The organism is Segatella copri (assembly GCF_019249795.2).
Classification (GTDB): domain Bacteria; phylum Bacteroidota; class Bacteroidia; order Bacteroidales; family Bacteroidaceae; genus Prevotella; species Prevotella copri_B.
In genome coordinates this window covers 3,005,206-3,029,351 of sequence record NZ_CP156891.1, presented here as the reverse complement: position 1 = coordinate 3,029,351, position 24,146 = coordinate 3,005,206, and the positions used below count along the sequence as shown (strand labels likewise).

Below are 24,146 nucleotides of genomic sequence, written 5' to 3'. Positions count from 1 at the left end.
TCATCATAGCTCAACAACATTTTCTTTTCCAAACCATTCTTGAGCCTTATCAATTACACTTTTAGTAGGCTTGTGATAAAACACAGCCAAACGTTCCATAGCCCTAGTACAACATACATAGAAGATTTTTTCTGTTCTAACAACAACACTTTCTGTACGAGAGGTTGAAGTAAACAACTTGTCGAAATTATAATTGTTCCATCTGCCATTGTCCAATATCACTAACACATTATCAAACTCTGCTCCCTTAGTTCTATGCTGAGTTGAAAATGGAGTTTGACCTTCAAGATAATTGTAAAGGTTAACAAACTCTTGGTATGGCACTTCCATCATACGGTCATATATATATGGGGAACGTTCTTTGTAATTCCGTACTTTGTCATCTATCAGACAGATATTTTGCTCATCCGCCAATTCTATTACTTCTTGAATTGTTTTATGCTCTATGTTTTGAAGAGATTCAATAGAAGCCTTCAATTTTTTCTTATCTTCAATGCTTCTAATACTTCTTTCCCTTGTATATCCTGTCACTTTCAAAAATTCAGATACATTTCCATTCTGAAATAACCGTATAGCCTGTTCTATCTTACACAAATGCTTTACTAATGGCGAACGTTTAGAACCTGTTTTGCTTTCTTCGTCTTCACTTTGCTTCTTGTCATCAACAAGTTGAGAATTTTCCACATAGGTGCGTCTTAAAACCAAATAATTGTAGTTTTTAGCTTTCTCAAACAATGACATATGGGCATCAATGAAATCTTTCTGTCCCTGAGTAGGCTTGTAACTTTTTTCATCAACACCTTTCTCACATAATGCTTTTAGAATTTCTCCGAATGTCATCTCAGACATTTCTTCATCAGAAATATTTGATTGTACACAGGTTTGTAATTTGCCTCCTTTTATGTATTTCAGCAAAGGATCTCCACTATATATTTCCATCAATGTAGAAAAGCCCGCCTTTCCTGCAATCAGATTATGTGTAAGATTTAATTCTTTTGTCGCTTTTGCATCATGGAAATTCCATTGCTTTTCCTCTGAAAGATAACTTCTAACTAAAGAAAGGACATCACCATCCTTTTGTGTATACAAAAACAAGCATTGCCCATCCTTTATCTGTCCATCTCTCATATTTGGAGCTTTTACATCGCCAGATGGTACTTGCATCAATCCATCCGTTCTGATTTTATTTGCCAAATCAATAACCATTTGGGGATTGCGCCTGTTTTGAAGTTTCTGAACTTCAAAAACTTCACCCTTATTTCCATCATATTTATAAGCATTCAAGTCACCAATACCTTTATCGTAAATACATTGCATGGCATCACCGAAGAAACCAATGATACATTTTTTGCCAGACTGCTTCAAATATGACAGCATAATCTCTACCACCATAGGGAAAGTATCTTGATACTCATCTATCATGATAAAAGGATAACGGCTCTTCAATATATCAGACAACTTTGGATATTCCTTGAACATTTCATGCGCAACGATTATCACCTCATCGTGCGATAGAACACCTTCCTTCAGATTTGTATGTTCTTGATAACTTATACCAACAGGCTCTTCTCGGTTACTATAATAGTCTGTTGGAATTTCTTCCATACCTGATATTTGTAATCCAGAATCGGGAGTGTTCAGAAGTTTAATGACCACATTGCACAATTCTTTCTGATAATTTTTGATATTGTCCCATAGGAAATCGTGGATAGTTGATACCCTTAAATTTTCATGATTCACTCTTTGTGCAATCTCTTTTACAGCTGCATTGGTATATGTTATACATGCAACCAAGGAAGATGGATAGTTTTCTATAATCCATCTTACAACCTCCACAAGTGTGTAAGTTTTACCACTGCCAGCGCCGCCACTCAACAAAAAATTGTGTCCTTGTTGGATGTACTCAGTTATTTGAGCCAATTCATCCTTTAATCTTTCCTCAGCCATAACAATCCTTCTTTAATGTAATTAGGTATATTCCAGTGACCATTTTCTGGATTTGTCTCAGTATTACCATGGAGCAGAATTTCTATCGCCAAAGAAGACTTACCGTTTACACCATTTTGTGCTAATTCATAAGGATTGTTGTCTTCTTGGAATTTTTCAACACATTCCGGGTCTAATGACGAAAATGAGTTTGATGTTATGAATTCCTTATTTTCAGAAAAGAAAGCATCCTCAAAACTACGAGGTTGGTATGCTCCTTTCTTACCATATTGAAAAGCTATCATAAGGTTTCCATTGTTGTTTCGTTTCCAACAGATGGCTGCATCATCCCAAGAAAGTTTCACAGGTACATCTGAAAGAATGTCTTTAATACTGCTGATTTTCAAGAAAGACTTGATAGAGGCATTAGATGTTACCATGTTATCATCAGTTACATCATATGGGGCTTTTTCATATTTTGTTGTCTTTCTACCATTTTTGTCAGTTTTCTCCACAGGTTTACAACAGTCTAAATCTGTTATTATTAAACATTTTCTGAGTCCAATAAATCTCATGAACTTTTCGAAAATATGTGAATACGCTCCAACCTCAATAATTGATACATTCTGCGACAAGAGATAATTTTCATTTTCTTCAGGTTCATGTTCCTCATCTATCATCTTCATCATAGCTGGAAGTAGTATCCTCTCTGTGTCACCCTCTATAAAAATAGCTTTGTCAGCAAAGAACAATTCACTTCTATTCAACGTAAGATATTGCTTTAGAAATGCGAAGTATTGTTTGTATTCTGCGTCACCCTCATATTCCTTTTGCAAATCCTTCATATTTTTGGCAATTACACTGTTTTTCTCAAAGATTCCATTCTTCTGAGAATGCACCATGTATTTTATATCGTTAAAATCACAATCAGCCACGATATGAGCAGAGTGAGAGCTAACAATATATTGCAACTTGCGAGAAATCCCATCTTTATGCAAAATTCCTTGTTTCAGCAATTCCTTGATATTTTTGATGAAAACATATTGCATCTGTGGATGAGTATGTGCCTCAGGTTCCTCTATAAACAGCAAATTAATATCTGCAGGCTTACGTTCTTTGTTCCTTTGCATCTTCTTAATAATGAGATCGATGTCAAATATCATCGAAATCAAATTCATATAACCAAGGCCATTATAGTTTTCTGGCAGTTTCTTATCTGCCTGTTGATAAACGACAGTTGTGTTACCTTTCAATAATTCTCTATGTTGCAAAGAAGAAACCACCTTTATGATAGTTTCATTTTTTGACATACCACCAAACGTTTTCACCTTATTAATAATATCCGCAAACATCTTGTCATAAACAGAAGAAAGAACAACGTCCGTATCTTTTAATCTATCTTGAAATTGTTCTATAGCTTCTTGTTGCTTGTCATCAGTTTCTTGAACTTTATACAATTCAGATGTTTGTGTGGATAAGGTCTTATCAACCTCTTTATTGTCAACATTCCTTTTTGCGTTGATGTATTGGAAATTCACAACATCTTTAAGATTGAAGTTTGTTACATCTTTCAAATTAATATAATTCTCTTCCTCAAAAGATTCTGTATCCTTATTAATATGAATAGATTTTCTTATCAGAAAGAAATATAAAGACTGCTTTGAATCCAAGAAATCGTCAAGTGTCTTAGCAACATATTGCCCTTCCTTCTCACGAGATTTTGCTTCCTTTTCTTTTTCGTGGTTCTCAAAAGTTTGATAAGCTTCTCTAAGATTCAAATACATGTCGTATGATAATGTATAATCAAATCCAAGCCCCAAGAAGTTATTTGCAACATCCAAGTCCATAAGGATGGGACTGATATATTCCAAGTCATCCTTATCATTATACTCTATCAACAAACGAAGACGAATACCTAATTCTTCATAATCTTTCTGTTCGAGTTTTTCATTTTCTATCAATTCTTTCAATTCCGTTCTAAAATCCAAATTGAAATCATTGTATTGAAATTTCTTGGTCTCTCCATAATTTAAAAACTTGTCAAGAACAACCAAGAGAGAAGTCTTTCCAACATTGTTCTTACCAATGAGAAGAGACAGATCATCTTCCAACTCCAATCTGAATTCTTTCAAGAGTCGGAAATTTTCTACTATTATTTCTTTTATTTTCATAGACTTGTTTGATTTTAGTTTTATTGTTTATATGCACAAATAGGATAAAAGCTGGTTCAAACTTTTACTCCACACCTTCCAAAAGAAGAACCATGTTCTAAACAGCGGCTCACACAATGCCTCACTTGAATAATGCTTCACAAAACGCATATTCCTTAGCGACATACGGAAGTATCGGTGCACCTTGCCTTCGCCAGTCTTATCCCCAAGCCTGTCATCATACTGTCCGAAGTTACCACCTCGCATAATCTCATCAAGAAGGAATGCACCTTCCTTCTCATTAATCGGAGCAATCATTTTCTCCTCTTCCAATCCAAACACCTCATGCAGCACATACATCACAGCACCTGCAAACTTCCAAAATCCCAACCATTTCAAATCCCGCTGCAACGCAGCCAAATCCTTTGAATCTAAATCAGTGAGATCAGTGAGATCCGTGTGCCACTTCACAACAACAAAATAATAATCGAGAAGTTGTCTCAACCCGATTCCCTCCGTAAATACATGCCTATACAGATGCGAAAGAATATAAACAACATTGAAAGAAAGGGTAGGTACGGTAATCTCCCCATATCCATCAGGCAATGTTACCACATTCGAGCATTGCAAGTCCATCACCTTGCCAAACCACTTCTGCATCCTGCGATTATGACAAGGGCAAAACATATACGAAGGTGTGAAATGCACCTCTATCGGAGTCTTCATCACTGGAAAATCCACATGATGATAGCGCATCACTTGATTCGGACAAACCTTGTCAACATACTCCATTATACGTTTTCTGCCACCATTGAGGTAAATATCTATATCTCCTGGTGTGCGCATATAAGGATTGGGATAGAGTAGCGCATTACCTTGCCCTTTCAGGATACAATTTCGGAATCCTGCATCCTTGAAGTTTTTGCAAACCTTTGCCGAATCAATAAACAAACACATATTCTGCTGCTTAATCCTCTGCGCCATTCCCATCCATGTCATCAGCAAGTCTCCATCAGGAGCCAATTCTTTTGGCAACTGTTGAATTCCATGAAACAGTACCCCTATCAATGCCTGTTTTTTGGCAATACCATACAATACACCCCAATCAGCATCCTTCACAGACTCAGGAATCCCCTCAGTCGTCGCTCCTATGCAGAATCGTAAAAAATCAAAAAATATTCTTTGCTGTGCTTTCATTGTTATACTTTTGCAAGCATGAAACAAGTGATACGCCTCATATTATCCTACATAGCCGCTATCATCCTCCTTCCGATAGCGTTGCTATATAGCCTCTACCGCAGGAAGTAACCAGCCAAAGAGTTACTTCATACGGAAAGGATTCTTGTATATCCCCAAAAGTTGCTTGGCAAAGTAATAGAAGAACTGCATATCATCCACAAAGTAACGCTTGAAGAGGCGCTTTGGCTCCTTCATACAGCGATACAACCACTCCATACCAATCTTCTGCCAAATCTTAGGCGCACGTTTCAGAGTACCAGCCTCAAAATCGATGGTAGCACCGAGAGCCATAAACACCTTTACCTCAGGCATCTTGTCTCGATACTTCATAATCCACTTTTCCTGCTTAGGCGCACCAACGCCCACTAACAGCACATTCGCTCCACTCTCATTCACGATGCGCACCAACTCTTCACATTCCTCCTCATGCTTCTCGAAGCCAAAGGAAGGAGAATGAGCGCCAACCACCATCTTGCGACCTACCTTCTCATTGATACGCTCCATAGCCTTGGCAGCAATTCCCTCTTTGGCACCCAACAAGAATATCTTGCAATCCGCATCATCCTTGTGATACATATAATAAGAGGTGAAAAAACTCGAACCAGGGATAGCCTCCTTGATTGGTTTCTTGAGCAACTTACCGAACAGGTAGAGAATCTTGCTATCACACACCACCCATTCCGACTTCTGATACACATCATAAAACTCCTTGTCCTTCTGAAGCTTAATCAGATGGTCAAGATTAGGAGTCACAAGAACACCCTCCTTCAGGTTCTCCAAGAGTTCCTGACGAGTGATGTTCTGAATATTAATATTTAGTACTTTTACTGTTTCCATTGTTTTTTCAAAATATCATTATACAAAATCTTTGTTTGATTATCAATCACGACACAAATCAGAAAGGCAATTCTTCATTTTGACCACCATATACAACTCCCTTCGAAGAGTTGTCATGCCTAACAGTTGTTTTTGGAAATGCAGGCTGACTTTTTATATCATCAATATTGAAGATTGCGTTTAAAGATATCGAATCATCATCAACTATAGAGACTATATCACGATAGTTATTCGAATTTAAATAAGAGCGTACACTATTGACAGGTCTATCGCACAAATTAATCATCTCATGATTTTGAATCAACACAACCCCATCAAAATATTCCAAGACACAGCCTTTAGAAACAAAACAACTAGAAAGAGGCTTACCTGTAAACTTTTTATGTTCGACAAACGGCTTAACCCTTTGCGAGATATAGAAAGGCTCATCAATCTTTCCTTCTTTAATTTTAGCATTTACTATACTACCATCATTCATCACGAAGAAACTTTTATCCGAGCTATTAAAACTATACATTATGTCTGATTTATCAATTTTTGTTCTTGAAAATAAATCTTCCATACCATACACAGCCTTTGCGAATTGGCTAATTACTTTTTTCTCCCTTATCTTTGTTGTAGTATAGAAACTTTTATTATCATTTTTCGTTCTATCTATACATTCATTATATATATATTCAAAATTGCTGGCATTATTATAATTTACCACATCAGACGTCATCCATCCTGTACGCAAAGAACGCTTTGCAAACGATTTTCCCTCATCGATTCTAAAATCAGTTTCAAAATCTAATACTTCCCCTTTGAACAATCCATCCCAGTCTGCCGAAACGACAACTGTACTATTCCTAGCATTTAGCCCAATAACTTTACCATCAAAACATTTGGATAAATGGGAAGGATTAATTTGATAGCTTCCATCCATATTCAGTTTCGACTCATACAGTCCATTTTGGCATCCAAGAAACAGCCTACCACCATAAGCACGTAAGTCTAAAGGTATAGACTGACACATATCTATCGTATTACAATATTCTTCTATATCAGAGAATTCAAGTTCAAAATCAATTTCTTCCGAAGCTTTTTGCCACACTTGTCTAAAAGTTTCTTTTATCTCGTTTACTCCAAATATGATTCTCGCTGCCTCACTTTTTGAGTATTCATTATGAAGAAAAACAAGCTCTATCAAATTAGCATATTCTGGATATTGTACTTTCAGACAATTAACAATATGGTGATAAGACACATTGACCACTCTACCATCATTCAGTACGATAAACAGATAACCACCATACAGATAGCAATCCAATGCACCTACCTTTATAGAAAAATGAATAATCGGATTCATAGTTTATGTTTTAATAATTTACGACATACAGATATATCTATAACACCTATACTAAACCAATGATTAATCAGTTTGTCGCCCAAATTCGAACTATCTGTAGGATAGCCATGCCAAGATTCACCTTCATTTTGGGGCTGAGGAAAGAATGCTAACCGTTCTCCTGTCATTCCTAATATGCAACCATTTTCTTTAATCGCATAAAGACCTTTAACGTCGTCATTAACCCATCTTACATCCCTAATAAGTGGCTCTTCGCTCAATACCCTTCCATCATGCTCATCAGCCAAATTAAAAATTTCATATTCAAAATTGGCATTCGCTATCCAACGAGTCTTGTCTTTTCGTATTTTAGCTTTATAGCTATGATAAGGAGCAGGCTGATAATAATGCTCCACTTTATTTGGTCCTAGTTTCATATTCATCCAATTTTAACTTTAATTTGTCCTGTTCTTCCTTTCGTTTTTTAAGACGTTCTTTCAATTTATATAAAGTAAAAGTTGCAAATCCCAAGCAAAACAGAAACGCAGGAATTATTAAGAATAAACCTTGTTTATACATTTCAATATCTTCTACATTCTTCTCTTCTGAGGCAACAACACTTCCCAGTACTGCACTAAAGGAAAAAAGAGACAGCAACATACTTATATAAAGACTTCTTCCATCTTTCCTTTTATGGGCATCATTAGATGATATGTGTGTTGGCTCATCTTTCATGGTCATCAAAAGATTACAATATTCATTCTTTTGGCTTGAGTTCAAAAACGAATTGCTCAAGATTTCAAGAACAAGAATACTTACCAACTGCTTTATTCCTATGACATCAGAAACCTTTACACCATATTTTACTGCTATAGCACTTCGCAATGCTGCTAAAACATCATTAGCAGGAATCGCCTTATCTATTACTAATGGGCGAACAGCATAAACCACCTCATTAGTTGCCAATCTAACTTTTTGTTCATATTCCTTATTCTCCTTTTTACTCAAAAAGAACTTGGTTATAAAGAACACAATAAGTGAACTTATAACACCTCCACCTATTCCAACAATCCAAGGATTTGCAATTAAATCATCCATATAAACGATTATTTCAAATACAAAAAAATAAAACGACTTACTCTCCTACATTTCATGCAATACCATCGGCACATACAGTCTTCACATTCTTATCTTCCTCATCACCCACTTTTCCAATGGATAGACCACATAGCTTGCTATCGTTGACATCACAAACATCTCGTTCCATAGCCTATAAATAGATTACTATCAGGAATGCGGCTACCCAACCAACAATACACAACTGTACAAATCTATCTTTCATCAGCACCTTGGTCGGACTTCCACTTTTAACATCTACGATTGTAATCTGCAAGTATCTCAATATACCAGCCAAGACAAATACTGTGGTAAGGTAAATATAATGAGAATTAAACTGCTTCATAACATCATCCGAAACTGTATACATTACATAAGCAACCAATGTAACAGCCGAAACAATAGTCAAAGCCTGATTCATAAAATCTAAGTTATAGCGGTTGACATTCTTTCTTGGCAACACTCCCGTTTCTTGATACAATACAACATCATCTCTTCTCTTGGCAAAAGCAAGGAACAATGCTAACAAGAAAGTCATCAAGACTATCCAATGAGAAAGAATGATATCATTGACAACACCACCTAAAATAACACGAAGGACAAAACCAATTGCAATGATAAAAACGTCTACTAAAGCTATTTGCTTAAGCTTTACACAATAGGCTATATTCATCAGATAATAGAAGCAAATAACACCAATCACCTGCATACTGCAATTTCCAAGAGTCCAAAACGCAAGGTTTAAAGAAAGAAATAGCATCAACGCCATTAATCCATAAGCTTGCGGAATACTAACAGCACCAGAAGCAATAGGACGCTTACATTTTTTAGGATGCTTTCTATCAGCAGCTACATCATATATATCATTAAAACAATATATACTACTAGCAGCAAAGCTATAACAGAAGAATGCTATAACTGCATTTGTCAACATCTGCACATTTGTCAAATCCCCATGAAAAAACAATGGCAAGAAAATAAACATATTCTTTACCCATTGTTGCGGACGTAATAACAATATAATATTTTTCATTTCAAAATTTCTTTTTAGTCAAAAATAAAAGTTTTTTGTCTTTAAATGACATTAGCCCTATAGTTGCATATAGAATCATAATTGGCACATAAGAATAATGGTATCTCATTCCTCCATATAAAACACAATGCATTCCACAAGCTAAAATAATAGGCAGAACAAATACTCCCCAATATCCCCATATTTTTTTTCGAAGTTTCCATAAACCAATTAACATTAAGAAGAATGTTATATAATAGAAAAGAGAAAAGCCTACTATTCTAAAAGCTCGTTTACATAGCTCCAATTTTGAATATAATGATGTATTTGAGGTTGCTAAATTATTTAAAGGTAAATCCATATAATTATCTCCCCACCAAAGTCGAACCATCTTAATTGGTACATAGGATACATATTTAACAGGATGCTGAGCTATCCACTTTATTGCATGTGATTGCCAAATAGAATCTTTTTGATAAACATTGGTATTTTTTTCAATATATCCAATATCCCCTTTTTTAAAGACTTCATCATTCACAGTACCATTCATATGATCGTTTGCTCCCATAATCAAATTAACACCTAACGTTGAACCCGAAGCATCCTTTGCAGCAGTATTACTAGAGATTATCAAAGACAAAACTGTTGAAAAGACGAAATAAGATAAGCAATATACCACAATTCGCTTCCAACCAAAATTTTTAAAGTACATATAAAAGAGTATGGAAGCTACAAAAATAACAAGCAATGGGCGTGTATAATTGGCATAACACATTATCATGGAAGACAGAACCAGCCAAATATACTTAGGACGCAATAGTGCTAAACTTCCAAACAACAAACAAGTAAAAAACAAATCACTCATCACTGGTATAGAAGATATCATATTACTATACATGAGACAATATAAAATTGTAGCATAGTCCGATGCTTCATCATTTACAAGTTTTTCAATTATTTTTCGAACAGACGCCAATAAAATCAGATTCAAGACTATTCCAATAATACCATGATACATAAATGTTCCAAATACCTTTAATTCCAATATCAAGAAATTAATGAATCCTGGATTAAACAAATATTGTTGACTATTTAATTGGTGTACATTTGGATACCATTGCCCCCCCCATGTAACATTCCATTGCAGAATCCATATATAATTTTGCATCACTATATTGTGGAAGGTTCCAATATTTTACAACTAAAAAAACTTGTACTACAAGCCATAACACGAAAGATAGCCTCATGACTATCTTTCTTTTATCATATAGAAAATCCATACTCTTCATTATTCAAATAACAATACACTTTCTATTAACTATAATTTTCAAACAGGATTATAATCAAACAAGACAATCCTTACTCAGCATTTTCAAATACAATGCTTTCAAATCTCCGAATACTTTCTCTGGGAAAAAGTCCTGTACTACATTGAAAGCATTATTACCTTGTTTTCTAATCGCATCACGATTTTCAATATAAAACTTGATAGCATCAGCTATACCCTTTGTATCACCAGGCTCAACCAAGATACCATTTTCACCACTCTTGATAATCTCAGGAATTCCCCCTACAGGAGTAGATATGACAGGATGACTATAAGCCATTGCTTCAAGGATAGCAATAGGCAATCCCTCATTGTAGGATGGCAAAATATAAACATCTTCCCAATTCAAACAATCGATTTTCTTCTGACCTGCAATCCAACCTTCATATGTTATAAACGATTCCAAGCCATTCTCACGAATATAAGCCTTGATATCACCATCAACCTCATTACCTCCCATACGAAGTAAAAGCTTATCGGCAAAATACTCCTTATTGTTCACAATAGCTTCCAATAAGTCAAAGCCTCCTTTGCGCTTGCTGATTTCCCCCATATACATCAGATGCAACTTACCATCTTCAGTATGTTTTTCTGGAGCTATCTCTGGAGGTGACACGATATTGTTAAGAACATGAATCTTGTCCTTGTCCATTCCGATGGATGAAAAATACTCTTTCCATGATTGCGACAAAACAATTAAGGCATCACACATTGTCAATGTATCTGTAATACCTTGTTTGTCTTCTGCTTCCTGATAATACTCAACGAAGTCAGCTGCATGTTCATGCAGAATCACCTTTTTGCTACATTTTTTGGCAAGACGAATAAATAACTTACATCTATCAAACGAAGCATTAGCTGCTCCGTGTATATGCACGATTTTTATACGTTTGTCAAAAGTCAGTAAGAACCAAGTTCGCACCAATGCCTGCAGAGCATACCAAGACTTCACCAACTTATTACCCAACTTCCAAGTTGGAATAAAACGCATGTTCTCAATATACTTATCATAAGATACAAGAACTGCAGTCATACCACCCTTCGTTTTCTTAGAAACTCCCAAGAAAAGGACTTGAGAGGACAGTTCTTTATTGATATATTTTCTTTCCATATCCTAACACTTTATCCCTGAAGATTTCTAAAATCAGCTATATTTATGCAATTTATAGGTATGCCAATCCGGCAAAACTAGATGAAGATTCTTCTGCACACTTCATATGTAAATTACAGATATTATTATAAAATGAGGGATTAATTATTAACACAAACATAGTTTTAATATTTACTTTTTTAATCTGTACAACCAGTCCAATAACCAGTAAAGGAAGAATCCCACCTTATGCTTCAACCTCTTACTATAAAATACATCTGCCCAAAAACTTTGATAAGCGTATTTTTTCAATGCCTCATCCGTATCAAGGAAGAATTTTTTATCCTTGTTCAAAATAGCTTCTTTCATCATACCGCGCCTTATATCCGAACGAGCTATCGCTATATCTCTTGATGAAACATAATAAGCATTAGTCTTTGCATACGCTATGATATGGTTCAAAGCAATAAGGGCATCTGGGCGTACCGCTGACACCAATCGTCTAGTAACACTACTTTCATTAACACGATAGCCGTAATAATCCTTTTCAATATAGATAAACGACTTTGCTTTTATCAGTAGTTCAAACAAGACCATCCAATCCTCGCCTGTACGTATACCTTGCTGAAAGCGAATATTATTATCAAAAAATAACTCCCTTTTATAGAAAGCCCCGCACACACCTAACATTGCAGATCTACGAACAACAAGTTGGATATATTCATCTTTATCTTGACAGAACTTCAATCCCCAAGAAGAAGCATTTCCTTTTTTGTCAAATAAATAAGCTCCATAACGCACTATATCATGTTCTGCAACCTCTTGTTTTTCCAACACCATGAATGTCCCATCCTTCAATATATCATCGCCATCCACAAAACAAATCCAATCACCATCTGCGACCTCCAATCCCTTATTACGTGCTACACTGACACCAGCATTAGGTTGGTGTACCACCACGATATTTCCCTGTTCATGGGAGAAAGTATCACATATTTTCCCAGATTCGTCTGTGCTTCCGTCATCTATAAGAATCACTTGTGTATCAAAATGGTCCGGCAATTTTTGGTTGAGTATGCTATTTACACATTCTTCAATCCATTCAGCACAATTATAAATTGGTATTATAACTGATATTTTATGCTTGTTCATATTATTCGAGGTATTATTTTATCATTAAAAAGTTTTATATAATAATTATTCAATACATGTTTTGGCAAATGCAAAGCAAAGAAGATAGCCATTTTACCACCAATGCCACACAAGGAGTTCAATTTTGCCCATAAGGGTAAATAAGCTGCACTGGCTTTATTTGGCAGCACTCGGTAATCCGACATCAGTAATTTATAAATGACAGCCAATTGATTATTCCTACAAGAGCTGTCTATATTATCCATAAAATCTGCGGCGGATATGAGACGAGACTTAATATTTCGCGCGCTAGGAGCCTGCGTTATACTTCCTGGGCGAATATTATAAATATAAGTATCTTGCTTGCAAATGGCATACGCTGTAACATGTTTAGCTGCGAAGAAATTCCAATAATCATCTTCATGGAGTAACCCCTCTTTGAAAAAGAGATTATTTGCTAACACCCACTCTCGGTTTACCAACTTATTCCAAGCAGTTGGTGGATAGTATGCCATCAACATATTACGCTTGATATATTTAGCATCTTCCGAATATTCTTTTAACTTTTTTGATTTCATACTCAAATATTCAAAGCCTTCAGATGTAGCTTGGGCGCCAGCTTGCACGATTTGAGCCTTAGGAAACTTTTGAGCCGTTTCTGCAAGTACCTTAATGCAATCTGGAGTTATATAGTCATCACTATCCAAAAAATAAAGGTAATCACCCTTAGCTTCTAGAATACCAGTATTACGAGCCGCAGAAAGTCCTCCATTCTCTTCTCTATTGATGATTCTGAACTTGATGTTTCCCCTAGATTCATCTATTAATTTCTGAGCAATATTAATACTCTCGTCTTTAGTACAATCATTTACAAGAATACATTCTACCCCCGATGTTAATGATTGCGACATTATTGATATCAAACACTTCTTTATATATGGCTCTACTCCATATATAGGAACTATAATTGAAATTATCATATTTTTCTAATTTTTCTGGATTTAGCAGTATCCTGCATATAATTAAATATCAACGTAAACACTAAAACCATTGCAGGATTTACGCCTGGAATAGTTGATAAAGAATGCATAACCAAAATTCCTATAACAAATAATATTATAAACTTATTATCTTTACGCCATGAGTATAAAATTGGTGAAATAAAAAGAAGCAAATACGAAACCAATCCTAAAATTCCTTGATCTGCAATTACTCCAAACCACATCGATTCTGCACCAAATAACTCTTTTTCTAAATGGTTTAAAACTACATCATTATATAGGAAACCAAGTCCATTACCTATAATCGGAGAACGCATCATATAATCCCATGAAATCATAAATTGAATTAAGCGCATATCAGAACTACTTCCATTTACTTTCTCTGTATTAAATATAGAATCGAAGATTTGCGACAAATAATCGCCTGCAAAGATAAATACAAAAGGAATTATAAAACATAAAAGCAATATATGGCTAACCTTCAATTTTGAAAATGACATTCCAGTACACATTAATAAACCTATAATGCAGCTTCGGGCACCTGTAAGAAAAACACACATTGCACATAAGCAAATTACAATTATATTTAATCTCGTTTTTTTTATATATGCAGTCTTGTAAGCAACCAAAAGCAATGCATAATTAAACAACATAACTCCACCTAGCGTAGTATGCATAGAAAATATAGCCTGCGCACGTTTTAACCCAAATCTAATTTCTGTAATAAGAGGAGACTCTATATAGCAGCCACTCAAAACTAAACTATTTAATAGAGGATTACTTCTAGTTATAGTTTCGAACAATGCATATATTGATACCAAGCATCCAAAAACAAGAGCAGTTTTCACCAAAGCATGAATTGTTTTTTGCGCATTATTCTGTAACAAATACCATAGAATATAGGTATAGCCTACAGATTGACAAATATTAAATACCAATGTAGGAGTATGTCGATATCTTGCTGACACAAAAAAATTCGTACATATCATTGATAGAGCAAACAAAAACACAGTCGATTTAAATGGAAATGTCCTATAATATGCAAAAAATCGATTATAACGAGTAAAAAATATAAATGCAACTATCACAGACAAAAAGCTATATGGGCTTATAGTACCTATAACAAAACTTCCAAGAAAAGTATAGGTCACCAATATAAATGGGAAAACTGTTGCAAAGTTCCCATTCGCTTTTATGGCCAAATAAAAAAATAATATACCAATAATTATATTCATCCTAAACAAAATTTGTTCATCAGTAATTTAATTAGCATTTTAGATGATTTAGAATCCACTTTTCGACAAAACAAACAGCGGCTATCTATAATCTTATGGAAATCCTCTTCTCTTAATACCTTTGGAGGACTTTTAACATTCCAATCCATAATACGAAGATTATTATTTATGATATTTTCTGAAAATGGAGAATTCAGTAACACTGTTTGAAAAAACACTTCTTCACCACAAGTTGTGTTTTCTAAGCGGTTCAATAAATCTCTAGAAATATCAGAATCTAGGACCCATTTTATTGCCCCCCCACAAATTGAACAATATACCAAACCTCCATAAAGTCTATATGAAGGCAAATCATATCCTCTTGTAAAAAGACGTTGACAGATATAATATAAATAATTCAAAACTTTACAACTACGTTTTCTCAAATCTAATTTCGAGGCGAAACTTTTATAACGAACTATTGCAAGTCCTCCATGCCACCATTTTTTTCTTGGCAAATTGAAATAACTTATATATATTTTATCTTTATCCAGAAGTTTTTCAAAGTTGTCAAATGAAGTAGCATAAAAATCCTGTCCTGTTATTAGATGGTAAAAATCATATTGCTTTCCTGAATGAAATGCTTTATTCATTAAGAAAAGAAATGCCTTTAAATGTTCTACAGCTCCCCAGTATATTCGATACTCACTAAAGACATTAGCTCGTTTAGATATATCAGAACGAGTTAACTTTGATTTTTTATCAATATGAACATAAAAATCAAAGTTTTCTGGTGCAAACTCTATTATGCGGTTTATTTGTTCAACATCTTTATAAACCGTCATTAAAATACAATGCTTCATATTTCAAAATATTAAAATATCTCTATATTTATCAACTCCATTCAATGTTAAGAATTCAGAATCACGCCCTGCAACAATATAACCTTTAGACCCAAGTCTTCGATTATTTACTATCATATAGCAAGCTTTCTTTGCTCTTGTTATTCCTACATAATGCAAATCCAAATCTTGTTGCCATGACGGGTATTCACAATTATAAAAGTCTCTATTTATTATTACTCTTCTAAAACATCTTCTATTACTTTACAGAAATTACTAAAATAGATTTCTCGGGTGAACAGAGTTGCACGTTCTAAGGCCTTTTCAGACATTTGCTTGCGAAGACTCTCGTCATCATATAGACGAATTATATTTGCACATAAATTATCAACCACATGATTGTCGAAAGGTATGAATAAAGTCGTTCCATCGGTAAACAACTCAGGATTTCCTCCGACCTTGGTCGCTATTGTAGGCAATCCACAATGCATCATCTCTAATGTAACGAGGGCGCAGGCCTCGTTCCATAGGGACGGTACCGTCCCTATGGAACTGAGCTGATAGAACTTATACAAATCAGCATTATCTATAAAGCCTGTATAAACTATTCGGTCAGCATTTTCCAATGAGACTTTTTGAACTTTCTTGGAATAATCATTCAAGTTTCCATTACCAAAATCAGAAGAACCAATGACCAATAGCTTTATTTTTGGATTATCTATCTTGAGGATAGCTTGCATCAGCTCCAACACACCCTTTACAGGAATAATTCGACCACAAAACACGACAACAAAATCATCATCAGCAAAACCCAATTGATGTCGTAATGCCAGTTTTTCTTCCTTAGGGAATGGCTTTCTGAATCTGTTGGCATCCACTCCATTCAGCAGCACATGAGTTTTTTTCCCTGGCATTGTCTTTGAAGTTGACAGATATGCCTTTCTTACGAAATCACTTACTCCTATCAGATGCCCAAAAGCATTATCACATTGCGCATCAGCAAACAATTCGCAATGAAGATGCAAGCAAACTTTATCCTTACCTAACAATGGGGAAATACGATACATCAGTTCCATATCACACCCCTCAGCAATAACCACGTCAAACTTTTTCCCTTCTTTTTTCATATACTGTAGTACCTGGAACTCGTAAGTATGAAACTGTGGGAAAGGCTTTCCTGTTAATCTTCTCATCAGTCCACGAGCTTTCCAAGCCAGTTTATGATACAGCCCGCCCCATTGAACATAGTTTTCAAAATGAGTGTGGCGATAAGGCTGTTGAGCAGCCATTCCAGACTGGTCTTTCTTCGTGATAACAGTCAGTTCAAAGTGAGGATTCTTTTCATTGTCCTCACATAGTTGCTGAATCAACAGTTCTATGGCTCCACCTTTTACTGCAGGTACAGGAAGTACACCTGATGTTATAAAACAAATATTCTTCATTTTTTTATTATTTTTTCTCTTACAACATTGAAAGCCATAAGAAGTATGTCCTTGTTAAACCAATAATATAATAAAACACATATTATATATGACATTATCAATGTGATATGCTCAAAGATTAATGAGCAGATATAAATCAACACAAATAACAAGCATTGCTTTACCGAAAATGCGACACTTGTAAACCTTACTATTTTTCTTGAATAGTATAATCTTGACAAAGCGCATATCAACTGGGACAGTACGATAGCAAAGCAAGCTCCCCATAATCCCCAATAAGGAATGAGTAAGTAATTCAATCCCAAGGCAGCCAATCCTCCAACAACTACCGAATAAAAAGTAAACTTAGTTTGCTTGGAAGCAGAGAAAACTGTTCCTAAGAATGCACTCATATTTGAAAAAATGACAGATAAAGCCAACAGAGGAATATACATCCATGCATCATTATATCTTTCATTAGTCATTAACTTAATAAAAGGATGAGCAAACACAACTATTCCCATACAAGCTACTATCTGTACAGCCATGATTAACCTATACATTTTATTAAAATATTCACAAAAATCTTCCTTCTTGAATTCCTCAACAACAGTAACAATCCAAGCCTGTTGGAAAAAGGTAAAGACAAGATTCATTATTGTTGGCAATTTTGAGGCTACTGCCATCAAACCCAATGCAAACAACCCTGCATATTGTTCAAGAAGCGGTCTATTTAAACCAGAAACAAGCCACCATAAAACGGCTGTTGGAATTAAAGGTATAGAAAATTGCAACAGTTCTTTCAATGATTTTAACTGAATATTAGTAACAGATAAATATTCATATGACTTAGAATAAAAGAATGTAAACAATGCTGTCGCTAAATTTGAAACGATTGTTGCAACAACAAATCCATAAACTCCAAATCTAGGTATAAATGCTATTGACAAACCTGCTGTTGTAAAAGTCTGAATAATACCAGTGAAACTGAACACTGACATTTTGTTTATTCCACGGCAAAAATCTTGCGTGTATTTTTGAAACAGACCAGAAATCAATATGCCATATATGTACCAAATATTATCTACAAACGTATTGTGTAATGGAATTTTCGAGACCAAGCCAAATACAACCGCACACAACAGACTACATATTATCTGAAAGAAAAAGCCACTAGAATAATAGGCTTTCACTTTCTCCCTGGATGCTTTAATAGGAAAGATGTATATGGCATCGCTTACATCACAGGCAACAACATTTAAAAGCAAACTGGCATAAACAGTCAGCAAATCTGTCAAGCCATAATCCTCTGGTGAAAGCCATGCCGTATAAAGAGGAAGCATAAAAAAGCCTACCAATTTCGACCCAATGTTCCCTATCAGAATAAATACAACATTCTTTGCTAATTTTTTATTTCTTCCCATGCGACTTCAGATAATTTTTCTTAGCATCTTCCAATGTCCTTACCCCTTCACCTTTCAATATTCCTGGATGTACCCTATAACCATACCAATCAATTGGAATATCAATACCAAAAGATAAAGCTGCCGAAGAAGAAACAGTAACAACCCTCTCAAACTTAATTCCTAAAATCGCGAGAAACTGCATAGCTACTGTTTTATCGAAGTACATTACTTTTGGAAAAAATTTACGATAATCTATTTTATCACGTGGATGGGGTTTAATAACAACATCATCTTCATCATAATTGGAGAGAATTTTGCGGTAAATCTCCACTTGTTCTTCCTCTGTAACAAAATGATCGTCAGAAAATGCTTGAGTCAACAATATGATTTTTTTAGCTTGTATTTTTGCCAAACTCTCTTGCGAAATATCAAATATTGAAAGTATTAAATCTTTCTTTTCCAGAGAACTCTCAGCCCATTTTTTATTCAAATCAACAACGTGATGAACCTTGTTTTGCAAATATATCTTTTCTGCAGGAAAAGATGTATAAATATCTGAAACCATTGAAGATGTAGCTACAGGAAAACCATAATAGTCTCCAAATAATAATCTACGAATTATTTTTTTAAAGATATTCCCTTTTTTAGTTTTCAAATAATCTTGAAACATTGGACCAGTCTCCCAAATATCAAAAATCATAGGAGCATCTTCTATATAATTCATCTTATGCCCTCGTAAAATATTCCATCTAAAATCTAGCCCAAATATATCTGCATTTTTAAGTTCAGGATATATAAATTTATTAAAGAATGAACTTAAAGCCAAAACAAAACGATTCTTGAAATTATCTTTTAAGAAACGTACTTTAGGCATTTTGTTTCTTATTGATTCTTCAATATTTTTATCAAAAAAATAAATTGTATCTAAAATTTCTTCTTTACTTGAAATCAATAAATAAAAAGTAAATACATATAGAGAACCAGGAAAACAAACTCTGTGATATTTCATATTTTTATCTTTTAACTCTTCCACTTGTATTTCCATTCATTAAGGATTCAACTTCTTCTACTGTTGCCCAATTGAAATCACCTTTCAACGTATGCTTATAAGCACTAGCTGCAGCTGCAAAGTCCAAAGCTTTTTGATTATCCTCATAATGAAGCAATCCGTAAATCAAGCCTCCCATAAAGGAATCACCACCACCTACTCTATCTACGATATCCGTGATATCATACTTGGCAGACTGATATAGTTGCTTTCCATCATAAAGGATACCACACCAGGTATTATGATTGGCATTGATAGCACCACGTAGTGTTACTGCCATTTTTTTGCAACGAGGGAAACGAGTCATCATCTGCTGACAAACGGACTCAAAAGTACTCTGGTTGATACTACCTTTCGTATTGTCTGCATCAAAGTTCTTTGGTTTGATACCAAAAACCTTTTCGCAATCTTCTTCATTACCCATGATTAAATCACATCCTTCAACCAAAGCTGGCATCACTTCAGAAGCGTCCTTGCCATATTTCCACAGATTGCCACGATAATTGATATCACACGATACCATTACTCCCAATTCATTAGCTACTTGAATAGCTTTCAAACATTCATCAGCTGCATTTTGTGACAAGGCTGGAGTAATGCCTGTCCAATGAAACCATGTTGCATCTTTCAATATCTCATACCAATTGATGCTATCAGGTTCTATCATCGCTATTGAAGAATATTCACGATCATAAAAAACCTTGGATGGTCGCATGTTACTACCTGTCTCCAGATAGAGTATACCCATTCGTTTACCTGAACGTTGAATATAATCTACACCTACATCATGACCTCGTAATTCCATGATGCAACGTTCTGCTATGGGATTATTTGGCAAACAAGTAACGTAGTCGGTAGATATACCATAATGAGCAAGACTAACTGCAACGTTAGCTTCTGCACCAGCATAACTAACATCCAGGCTATTGCTCTGTATTAATTTGAGATAATCAGGTGCGCCTAAGCGCACCATGATTTCTCCAAATGTTACAACTTTATTTGTTTTCATACAAATTCTTATACATAATTTCTGCAATAGTAAAATCATCCTCCCAGTCAATGTCCTTTGAATGAATCTCATCCATCACATGAAGGAGAACTTTATTACCTAAGCGATTCTTCAATTCTGTATAAACCTCTCGTTTTGCAAGGAACATTGTATGATTGATTTCATACAAAGGCTCCAAATCCTGAGTACGTGGCCAAGGAATATCCGTTGTATTATTCACCAACTTACCCTCTTTATTCAACAAGAAGTTTTTCAGTTCAGTCACACCAACCAGAGAATCATACCCCTCATTGAGCTTGGAGAGATACAACTCTATACCCTTGTCATATTCTTCTGCTCCAGCCAAAGGGGTTGTTACATGTCCCCAAAGAATGTGGTTTGCATCCGTAATGGTTGGAACATAACAAATCAAATCCTGCAAATTAGTAGAACTAAGACAGAGTTCATCAGGTCTTGGAATAATACGCAATCTCTTATCTGAAGCATATTTTTGCGCTACTTCCATACACTTCTCATCATTGGTAGAAAGAATAATCTCATCTATCAACTTTGTTCCCAAGAGTTGTTTTATCTTATTCTCAATAAGGCCTCCATCCATGCCGGCAAAAGGACGAGTATTTTTATTCTTTACTCGTTCACTACCTTTGCGAGTTGGCAAAAAAAATGCTATTTTTTCCATATTATATAAACTGATATATTGATTTAACTTCTAGTTCTTTGTATAATGTATCTGTCAAGGAAATCAATGGTTTGTTGAAATAAGTTACAAAACCATTAAACAAAGTTCTGTTTTCATTGGTTAAGTCCATTTCCTTTTCAGAAAGGACTTCTCCCTTATAACCATCATATCCAATAACAAAAATATCTTTAGCCTCCAAATCCAATGCTATTTGTAAAGCAATAGCTGTACAAGAATCTAAGTAATCATTTGTAAATACAATGTCTTTTAGCTCATATGTTGAGTCTTCCGCAAAATCAGGAACTTCAGTTCCCATCTTTCTTGGGAAAGGAGCCAAAACACACTTACCATTGAATTCTTCTGCATTGATATTTCGTTTCATTCGCTTCGCTTCATTTCCTACGAGACAATAATACTTATCATTTTCAATATCAAGATAAGAAGCTGCATGACGGCAAGTGACAAAAATCACAGCAACGTTTGGATGGGATTTCAGATACTCCTTGATAGCTTCTTGATGCTCAATAGCAGAATTACCACCTCCAATAATCAAGACCTTATCTGTTGTTTCTGTATCCAAAAGAGGATAATGCGCATTATCAGCAACACAATTACGTTTGTTATCCAAAGCTCTAACTATGCTATTGAAACTATATGCTCGGTTGGTTACCCATTCCATAACTTCCTTCTGTGGAATTCGATTGGCACCGGAAATCATATATGGCAGATTAGTGCCCCACTGATATTTATCAAGCAATGGTTGGAAGTTGGAAACATAATCACCTAATACATTGAAATCAACATCCAAGCCTTCGTTTTTAAGATAAGTAAGAAGCAATTCCATATTCAGGTTACCTGCACCTCTTCCCATACCCAAAGCAGTAGCATCAACAAAGTCTACACCGCATTCAATAGCTGTCAAAGTATTAATCAAGCCGAGCTGCAAGTTGTTGTGTCCATGGAATCCTACAGCACAAGTGGTATTCGCCTTCACCTTTGCAGTAATGTCTCTTACTTCTGTTGGAGTAATACCACCAAATGAATCCACCATACAGAACAAATCAGCAACTCCATCAATCTCCGAAAGATTATCCAAGAATCCCTTATACTCTGTACTCCATTTTGACATATACATGGTATTGAATGCCACTTCAAATCCCATAGCCTTTACAGCCTTAGCCAAAACAACAGCACGTTCGAAATTCCGTGGATCGACTGCCAAACGAACCATGTCAGCCAACCCATTAATTGGAGTAAGAAGTTCATCTAAATCTTCTGGCAATGTACTTTTTTCATTCAGCATTACCGCAAGCTTCTTATTAGAACTCTTACGCAACTTCTTCAATATGGAAACTGGTGTATAACCAAACTTTCCCATATATTCTTTAGTTGGTTTATTACGATAACCAACTTCCAAGTAATCTACAGGAAGTTTATTGGTTGTCTCGATATAAGTCTTGACAACATCAGAACTAAAATCCCAATTCGTATAGTAACCACCATCACGAAGGGTACAATCTAAAATTTTTGTATTCATCAACATATAATATATATTACTTCACTGTGCCCTTAGCACAGATTGCACATATTAATCCAATAAGTCTTTACCTTCAATACAGAGTTTTTGTATTTTATCAATAAACATCCCCACTATATTACAAGCTGTTACACCTATCAGATAAAAAAATGTATCATTTTAAGGGTAAAGGATTGCTAAGCGCATCTCTTCGCCTCTTCTATTTTTTCAACATAGTAACTGGAAGCATAGACTTATAGTCCTTATCCCCATCTTTTATACGGGTAAGGCATCTACTCTATTTACTAAATGATAATTCAACGAAATGTATTTCTTATTTTAGAGAATTGCTCTTCAGCTCTTTACTGATAACCTTACCCATTGATTTCTCAATATCGAAGAAGGTCATAGGGTCGTTGTAATCTATCTCAGAAATGGCATTATCCATATCATTTATAGCATAACCTATCCACTCTATGGATTCTTCCAAGTCTTTCATATTGATTCGAGAATAGGTTTCCTCGAAACGGTCGAGAAAGAAGGATACCACATTAGGATTCTTCTTGAAGTACTGATGAAAGGTCTTGCAGACCTTGGCTTGCCCTTTATAGTTGAGCTTACGGATGTCTTCAAACATAGGCATTGAACAAGAATAGGATTTTACTGAAGAAACCTTCTTACCCATCTTCTTGCGTATCTCCTTTGCTTCCGGTATCGTATCGTCGTAAATGTCTTGACACTCCTCTGGGAGCATCGAGAGCATTCGCTCTAAAAATTCTTTATCAGCCATAATAGTTTTTTATATTTATATGGAGGCAGGCTCCATGCCGGAGCCGAAAAGTAGCTTAATAAAAT

At 35.1% G+C, this 24,146-nt stretch carries 21 protein-coding genes; all 21 read right to left on the bottom strand.

Going from position 1 to position 24,146, the window contains the following annotated elements; translation table 11 throughout:
- Window positions 1–3 precede the first annotated feature (3 nt).
- A complete protein-coding gene (locus KUA48_RS12545; RefSeq protein ID WP_153088329.1) occupies window positions 4–1,947 on the bottom strand; it encodes a UvrD-helicase domain-containing protein in 1,944 nt (647 codons plus the stop codon).
- Window positions 1,929–4,097, bottom strand: a complete 2,169-nt coding sequence (locus KUA48_RS12540; protein WP_218432307.1) for an ATP-dependent endonuclease — start codon at window positions 4,095–4,097, stop codon at window positions 1,929–1,931. The genes KUA48_RS12545 and KUA48_RS12540 overlap by 19 nt, the downstream gene beginning before the upstream one ends.
- A gap of 27 nt (window positions 4,098–4,124) precedes the next feature.
- The gene (locus tag KUA48_RS12535; protein WP_217755949.1) at window positions 4,125–5,273 is read right to left on the bottom strand and encodes a nucleotidyltransferase family protein; all 1,149 of its coding nucleotides are present in this window, start codon (window positions 5,271–5,273) and stop codon (window positions 4,125–4,127) included.
- Between the two features lie 123 nt (window positions 5,274–5,396).
- Window positions 5,397–6,152, bottom strand: a complete 756-nt coding sequence (locus KUA48_RS12530) for a WecB/TagA/CpsF family glycosyltransferase (protein ID WP_217755951.1) — start codon at window positions 6,150–6,152, stop codon at window positions 5,397–5,399.
- A gap of 58 nt (window positions 6,153–6,210) precedes the next feature.
- Window positions 6,211–7,500, bottom strand: coding sequence for a hypothetical protein (locus KUA48_RS12525; RefSeq protein WP_217755952.1), 1,290 nt, complete (start codon window positions 7,498–7,500; stop codon window positions 6,211–6,213).
- Window positions 7,497–7,916: a hypothetical protein gene (locus KUA48_RS12520; protein ID WP_217755954.1), complete on the bottom strand. Its 420-nt coding sequence runs from the start codon at window positions 7,914–7,916 to the stop codon at window positions 7,497–7,499. Before KUA48_RS12520 ends, KUA48_RS12525 begins: the two co-directional genes overlap by 4 nt.
- The gene (locus tag KUA48_RS12515; RefSeq protein WP_217755956.1) at window positions 7,897–8,577 is read right to left on the bottom strand and encodes a hypothetical protein; all 681 of its coding nucleotides are present in this window, start codon (window positions 8,575–8,577) and stop codon (window positions 7,897–7,899) included. Before KUA48_RS12515 ends, KUA48_RS12520 begins: the two co-directional genes overlap by 20 nt.
- Before the next feature lie 172 nt (window positions 8,578–8,749).
- Window positions 8,750–9,628, bottom strand: coding sequence for a decaprenyl-phosphate phosphoribosyltransferase (locus KUA48_RS12510; protein WP_217755957.1), 879 nt, complete (start codon window positions 9,626–9,628; stop codon window positions 8,750–8,752).
- A gap of 1 nt (window position 9,629) precedes the next feature.
- Complete coding sequence (locus KUA48_RS12505) at window positions 9,630–10,775, bottom strand: hypothetical protein (RefSeq protein WP_218432309.1); 1,146 nt, start codon at window positions 10,773–10,775, stop codon at window positions 9,630–9,632.
- Between the two features lie 175 nt (window positions 10,776–10,950).
- Entirely contained in the window at window positions 10,951–12,045 is a 1,095-nt protein-coding gene (locus KUA48_RS12500) for a glycosyltransferase family 4 protein (protein ID WP_217755960.1), read from the bottom strand.
- Window positions 12,046–12,216: 171 nt separating this feature from the next.
- The gene (locus KUA48_RS12495; protein WP_217755962.1) at window positions 12,217–13,176 is read right to left on the bottom strand and encodes a glycosyltransferase; all 960 of its coding nucleotides are present in this window, start codon (window positions 13,174–13,176) and stop codon (window positions 12,217–12,219) included.
- Window positions 13,173–14,135, bottom strand: coding sequence for a glycosyltransferase family 2 protein (locus KUA48_RS12490; RefSeq protein ID WP_217755964.1), 963 nt, complete (start codon window positions 14,133–14,135; stop codon window positions 13,173–13,175). The genes KUA48_RS12495 and KUA48_RS12490 overlap by 4 nt, the downstream gene beginning before the upstream one ends.
- Window positions 14,132–15,391: an O-antigen ligase gene (locus KUA48_RS12485; protein ID WP_217755966.1), complete on the bottom strand. Its 1,260-nt coding sequence runs from the start codon at window positions 15,389–15,391 to the stop codon at window positions 14,132–14,134. The genes KUA48_RS12490 and KUA48_RS12485 overlap by 4 nt, the downstream gene beginning before the upstream one ends.
- Window positions 15,388–16,233, bottom strand: a complete 846-nt coding sequence (locus KUA48_RS12480; RefSeq protein ID WP_218432310.1) for a beta-1,6-N-acetylglucosaminyltransferase — start codon at window positions 16,231–16,233, stop codon at window positions 15,388–15,390. The genes KUA48_RS12485 and KUA48_RS12480 overlap by 4 nt, the downstream gene beginning before the upstream one ends.
- 215 nt (window positions 16,234–16,448) lie before the next feature.
- Window positions 16,449–17,654: a glycosyltransferase family 4 protein gene (locus tag KUA48_RS12475; protein ID WP_218432311.1), complete on the bottom strand. Its 1,206-nt coding sequence runs from the start codon at window positions 17,652–17,654 to the stop codon at window positions 16,449–16,451.
- On the bottom strand, window positions 17,651–19,057 hold the full coding sequence (locus KUA48_RS12470; protein WP_217756581.1) for a polysaccharide biosynthesis C-terminal domain-containing protein: 1,407 nt from the start codon (window positions 19,055–19,057) through the stop codon (window positions 17,651–17,653). The genes KUA48_RS12475 and KUA48_RS12470 overlap by 4 nt, the downstream gene beginning before the upstream one ends.
- Window positions 19,044–20,084: a glycosyltransferase family 52 gene (locus KUA48_RS12465; protein WP_218432312.1), complete on the bottom strand. Its 1,041-nt coding sequence runs from the start codon at window positions 20,082–20,084 to the stop codon at window positions 19,044–19,046. Before KUA48_RS12465 ends, KUA48_RS12470 begins: the two co-directional genes overlap by 14 nt.
- Window positions 20,053–21,096, bottom strand: coding sequence for a sugar kinase (locus KUA48_RS12460; RefSeq protein ID WP_217756583.1), 1,044 nt, complete (start codon window positions 21,094–21,096; stop codon window positions 20,053–20,055). Before KUA48_RS12460 ends, KUA48_RS12465 begins: the two co-directional genes overlap by 32 nt.
- Entirely contained in the window at window positions 21,083–21,775 is a 693-nt protein-coding gene (locus KUA48_RS12455; RefSeq protein WP_217756584.1) for a cytidylyltransferase domain-containing protein, read from the bottom strand. The genes KUA48_RS12460 and KUA48_RS12455 overlap by 14 nt, the downstream gene beginning before the upstream one ends.
- Window position 21,776: 1 nt before the next feature.
- Complete coding sequence (locus KUA48_RS12450; protein WP_217756585.1) at window positions 21,777–23,312, bottom strand: aldolase catalytic domain-containing protein; 1,536 nt, start codon at window positions 23,310–23,312, stop codon at window positions 21,777–21,779.
- 313 nt (window positions 23,313–23,625) lie between these two features.
- Window positions 23,626–24,081 carry a hypothetical protein gene (locus tag KUA48_RS12445; protein ID WP_217756586.1) on the bottom strand — a complete coding sequence of 152 codons (456 nt, stop codon included), beginning with the start codon at window positions 24,079–24,081 and terminating at the stop codon, window positions 23,626–23,628.
- Window positions 24,082–24,146: the final 65 nt, after the last annotated feature.

Excerpts from the sequence above, each read along its gene's own strand:
- KUA48_RS12470 (WP_217756581.1), bottom strand. The coding sequence starts at position 19,057 with ATGGGAAGAAATAAAAAATTAGCAAAGAATGTTGTATTTATTCTGATA.
- KUA48_RS12450 (WP_217756585.1), bottom strand. The coding sequence starts at position 23,312 with ATGAATACAAAAATTTTAGATTGTACCCTTCGTGATGGTGGTTACTAT.
- KUA48_RS12505 (WP_218432309.1), bottom strand. The coding sequence starts at position 10,775 with ATGCAAAATTATATATGGATTCTGCAATGGAATGTTACATGGGGGGGG.
- KUA48_RS12530 (WP_217755951.1), bottom strand. The coding sequence starts at position 6,152 with ATGGAAACAGTAAAAGTACTAAATATTAATATTCAGAACATCACTCGT.
- KUA48_RS12520 (WP_217755954.1), bottom strand. The coding sequence starts at position 7,916 with ATGAAACTAGGACCAAATAAAGTGGAGCATTATTATCAGCCTGCTCCT.
- KUA48_RS12500 (WP_217755960.1), bottom strand. The coding sequence starts at position 12,045 with ATGGAAAGAAAATATATCAATAAAGAACTGTCCTCTCAAGTCCTTTTC.
- KUA48_RS12485 (WP_217755966.1), bottom strand. The coding sequence starts at position 15,391 with ATGAATATAATTATTGGTATATTATTTTTTTATTTGGCCATAAAAGCG.
- KUA48_RS12490 (WP_217755964.1), bottom strand. The coding sequence starts at position 14,135 with ATGATAATTTCAATTATAGTTCCTATATATGGAGTAGAGCCATATATA.
- KUA48_RS12455 (WP_217756584.1), bottom strand. The coding sequence starts at position 21,775 with ATGGAAAAAATAGCATTTTTTTTGCCAACTCGCAAAGGTAGTGAACGA.
- KUA48_RS12535 (WP_217755949.1), bottom strand. The coding sequence starts at position 5,273 with ATGAAAGCACAGCAAAGAATATTTTTTGATTTTTTACGATTCTGCATA.
- KUA48_RS12545 (WP_153088329.1), bottom strand. The coding sequence starts at position 1,947 with ATGGCTGAGGAAAGATTAAAGGATGAATTGGCTCAAATAACTGAGTAC.
- KUA48_RS12475 (WP_218432311.1), bottom strand. The coding sequence starts at position 17,654 with ATGAAGAATATTTGTTTTATAACATCAGGTGTACTTCCTGTACCTGCA.
- KUA48_RS12525 (WP_217755952.1), bottom strand. The coding sequence starts at position 7,500 with ATGAATCCGATTATTCATTTTTCTATAAAGGTAGGTGCATTGGATTGC.
- KUA48_RS12465 (WP_218432312.1), bottom strand. The coding sequence starts at position 20,084 with ATGGAAATACAAGTGGAAGAGTTAAAAGATAAAAATATGAAATATCAC.
- KUA48_RS12510 (WP_217755957.1), bottom strand. The coding sequence starts at position 9,628 with ATGAAAAATATTATATTGTTATTACGTCCGCAACAATGGGTAAAGAAT.
- KUA48_RS12540 (WP_218432307.1), bottom strand. The coding sequence starts at position 4,097 with ATGAAAATAAAAGAAATAATAGTAGAAAATTTCCGACTCTTGAAAGAA.
- KUA48_RS12515 (WP_217755956.1), bottom strand. The coding sequence starts at position 8,577 with ATGGATGATTTAATTGCAAATCCTTGGATTGTTGGAATAGGTGGAGGT.
- KUA48_RS12460 (WP_217756583.1), bottom strand. The coding sequence starts at position 21,096 with ATGAAAACAAATAAAGTTGTAACATTTGGAGAAATCATGGTGCGCTTA.
- KUA48_RS12495 (WP_217755962.1), bottom strand. The coding sequence starts at position 13,176 with ATGAACAAGCATAAAATATCAGTTATAATACCAATTTATAATTGTGCT.
- KUA48_RS12445 (WP_217756586.1), bottom strand. The coding sequence starts at position 24,081 with ATGGCTGATAAAGAATTTTTAGAGCGAATGCTCTCGATGCTCCCAGAG.
- KUA48_RS12480 (WP_218432310.1), bottom strand. The coding sequence starts at position 16,233 with ATGAAGCATTGTATTTTAATGACGGTTTATAAAGATGTTGAACAAATA.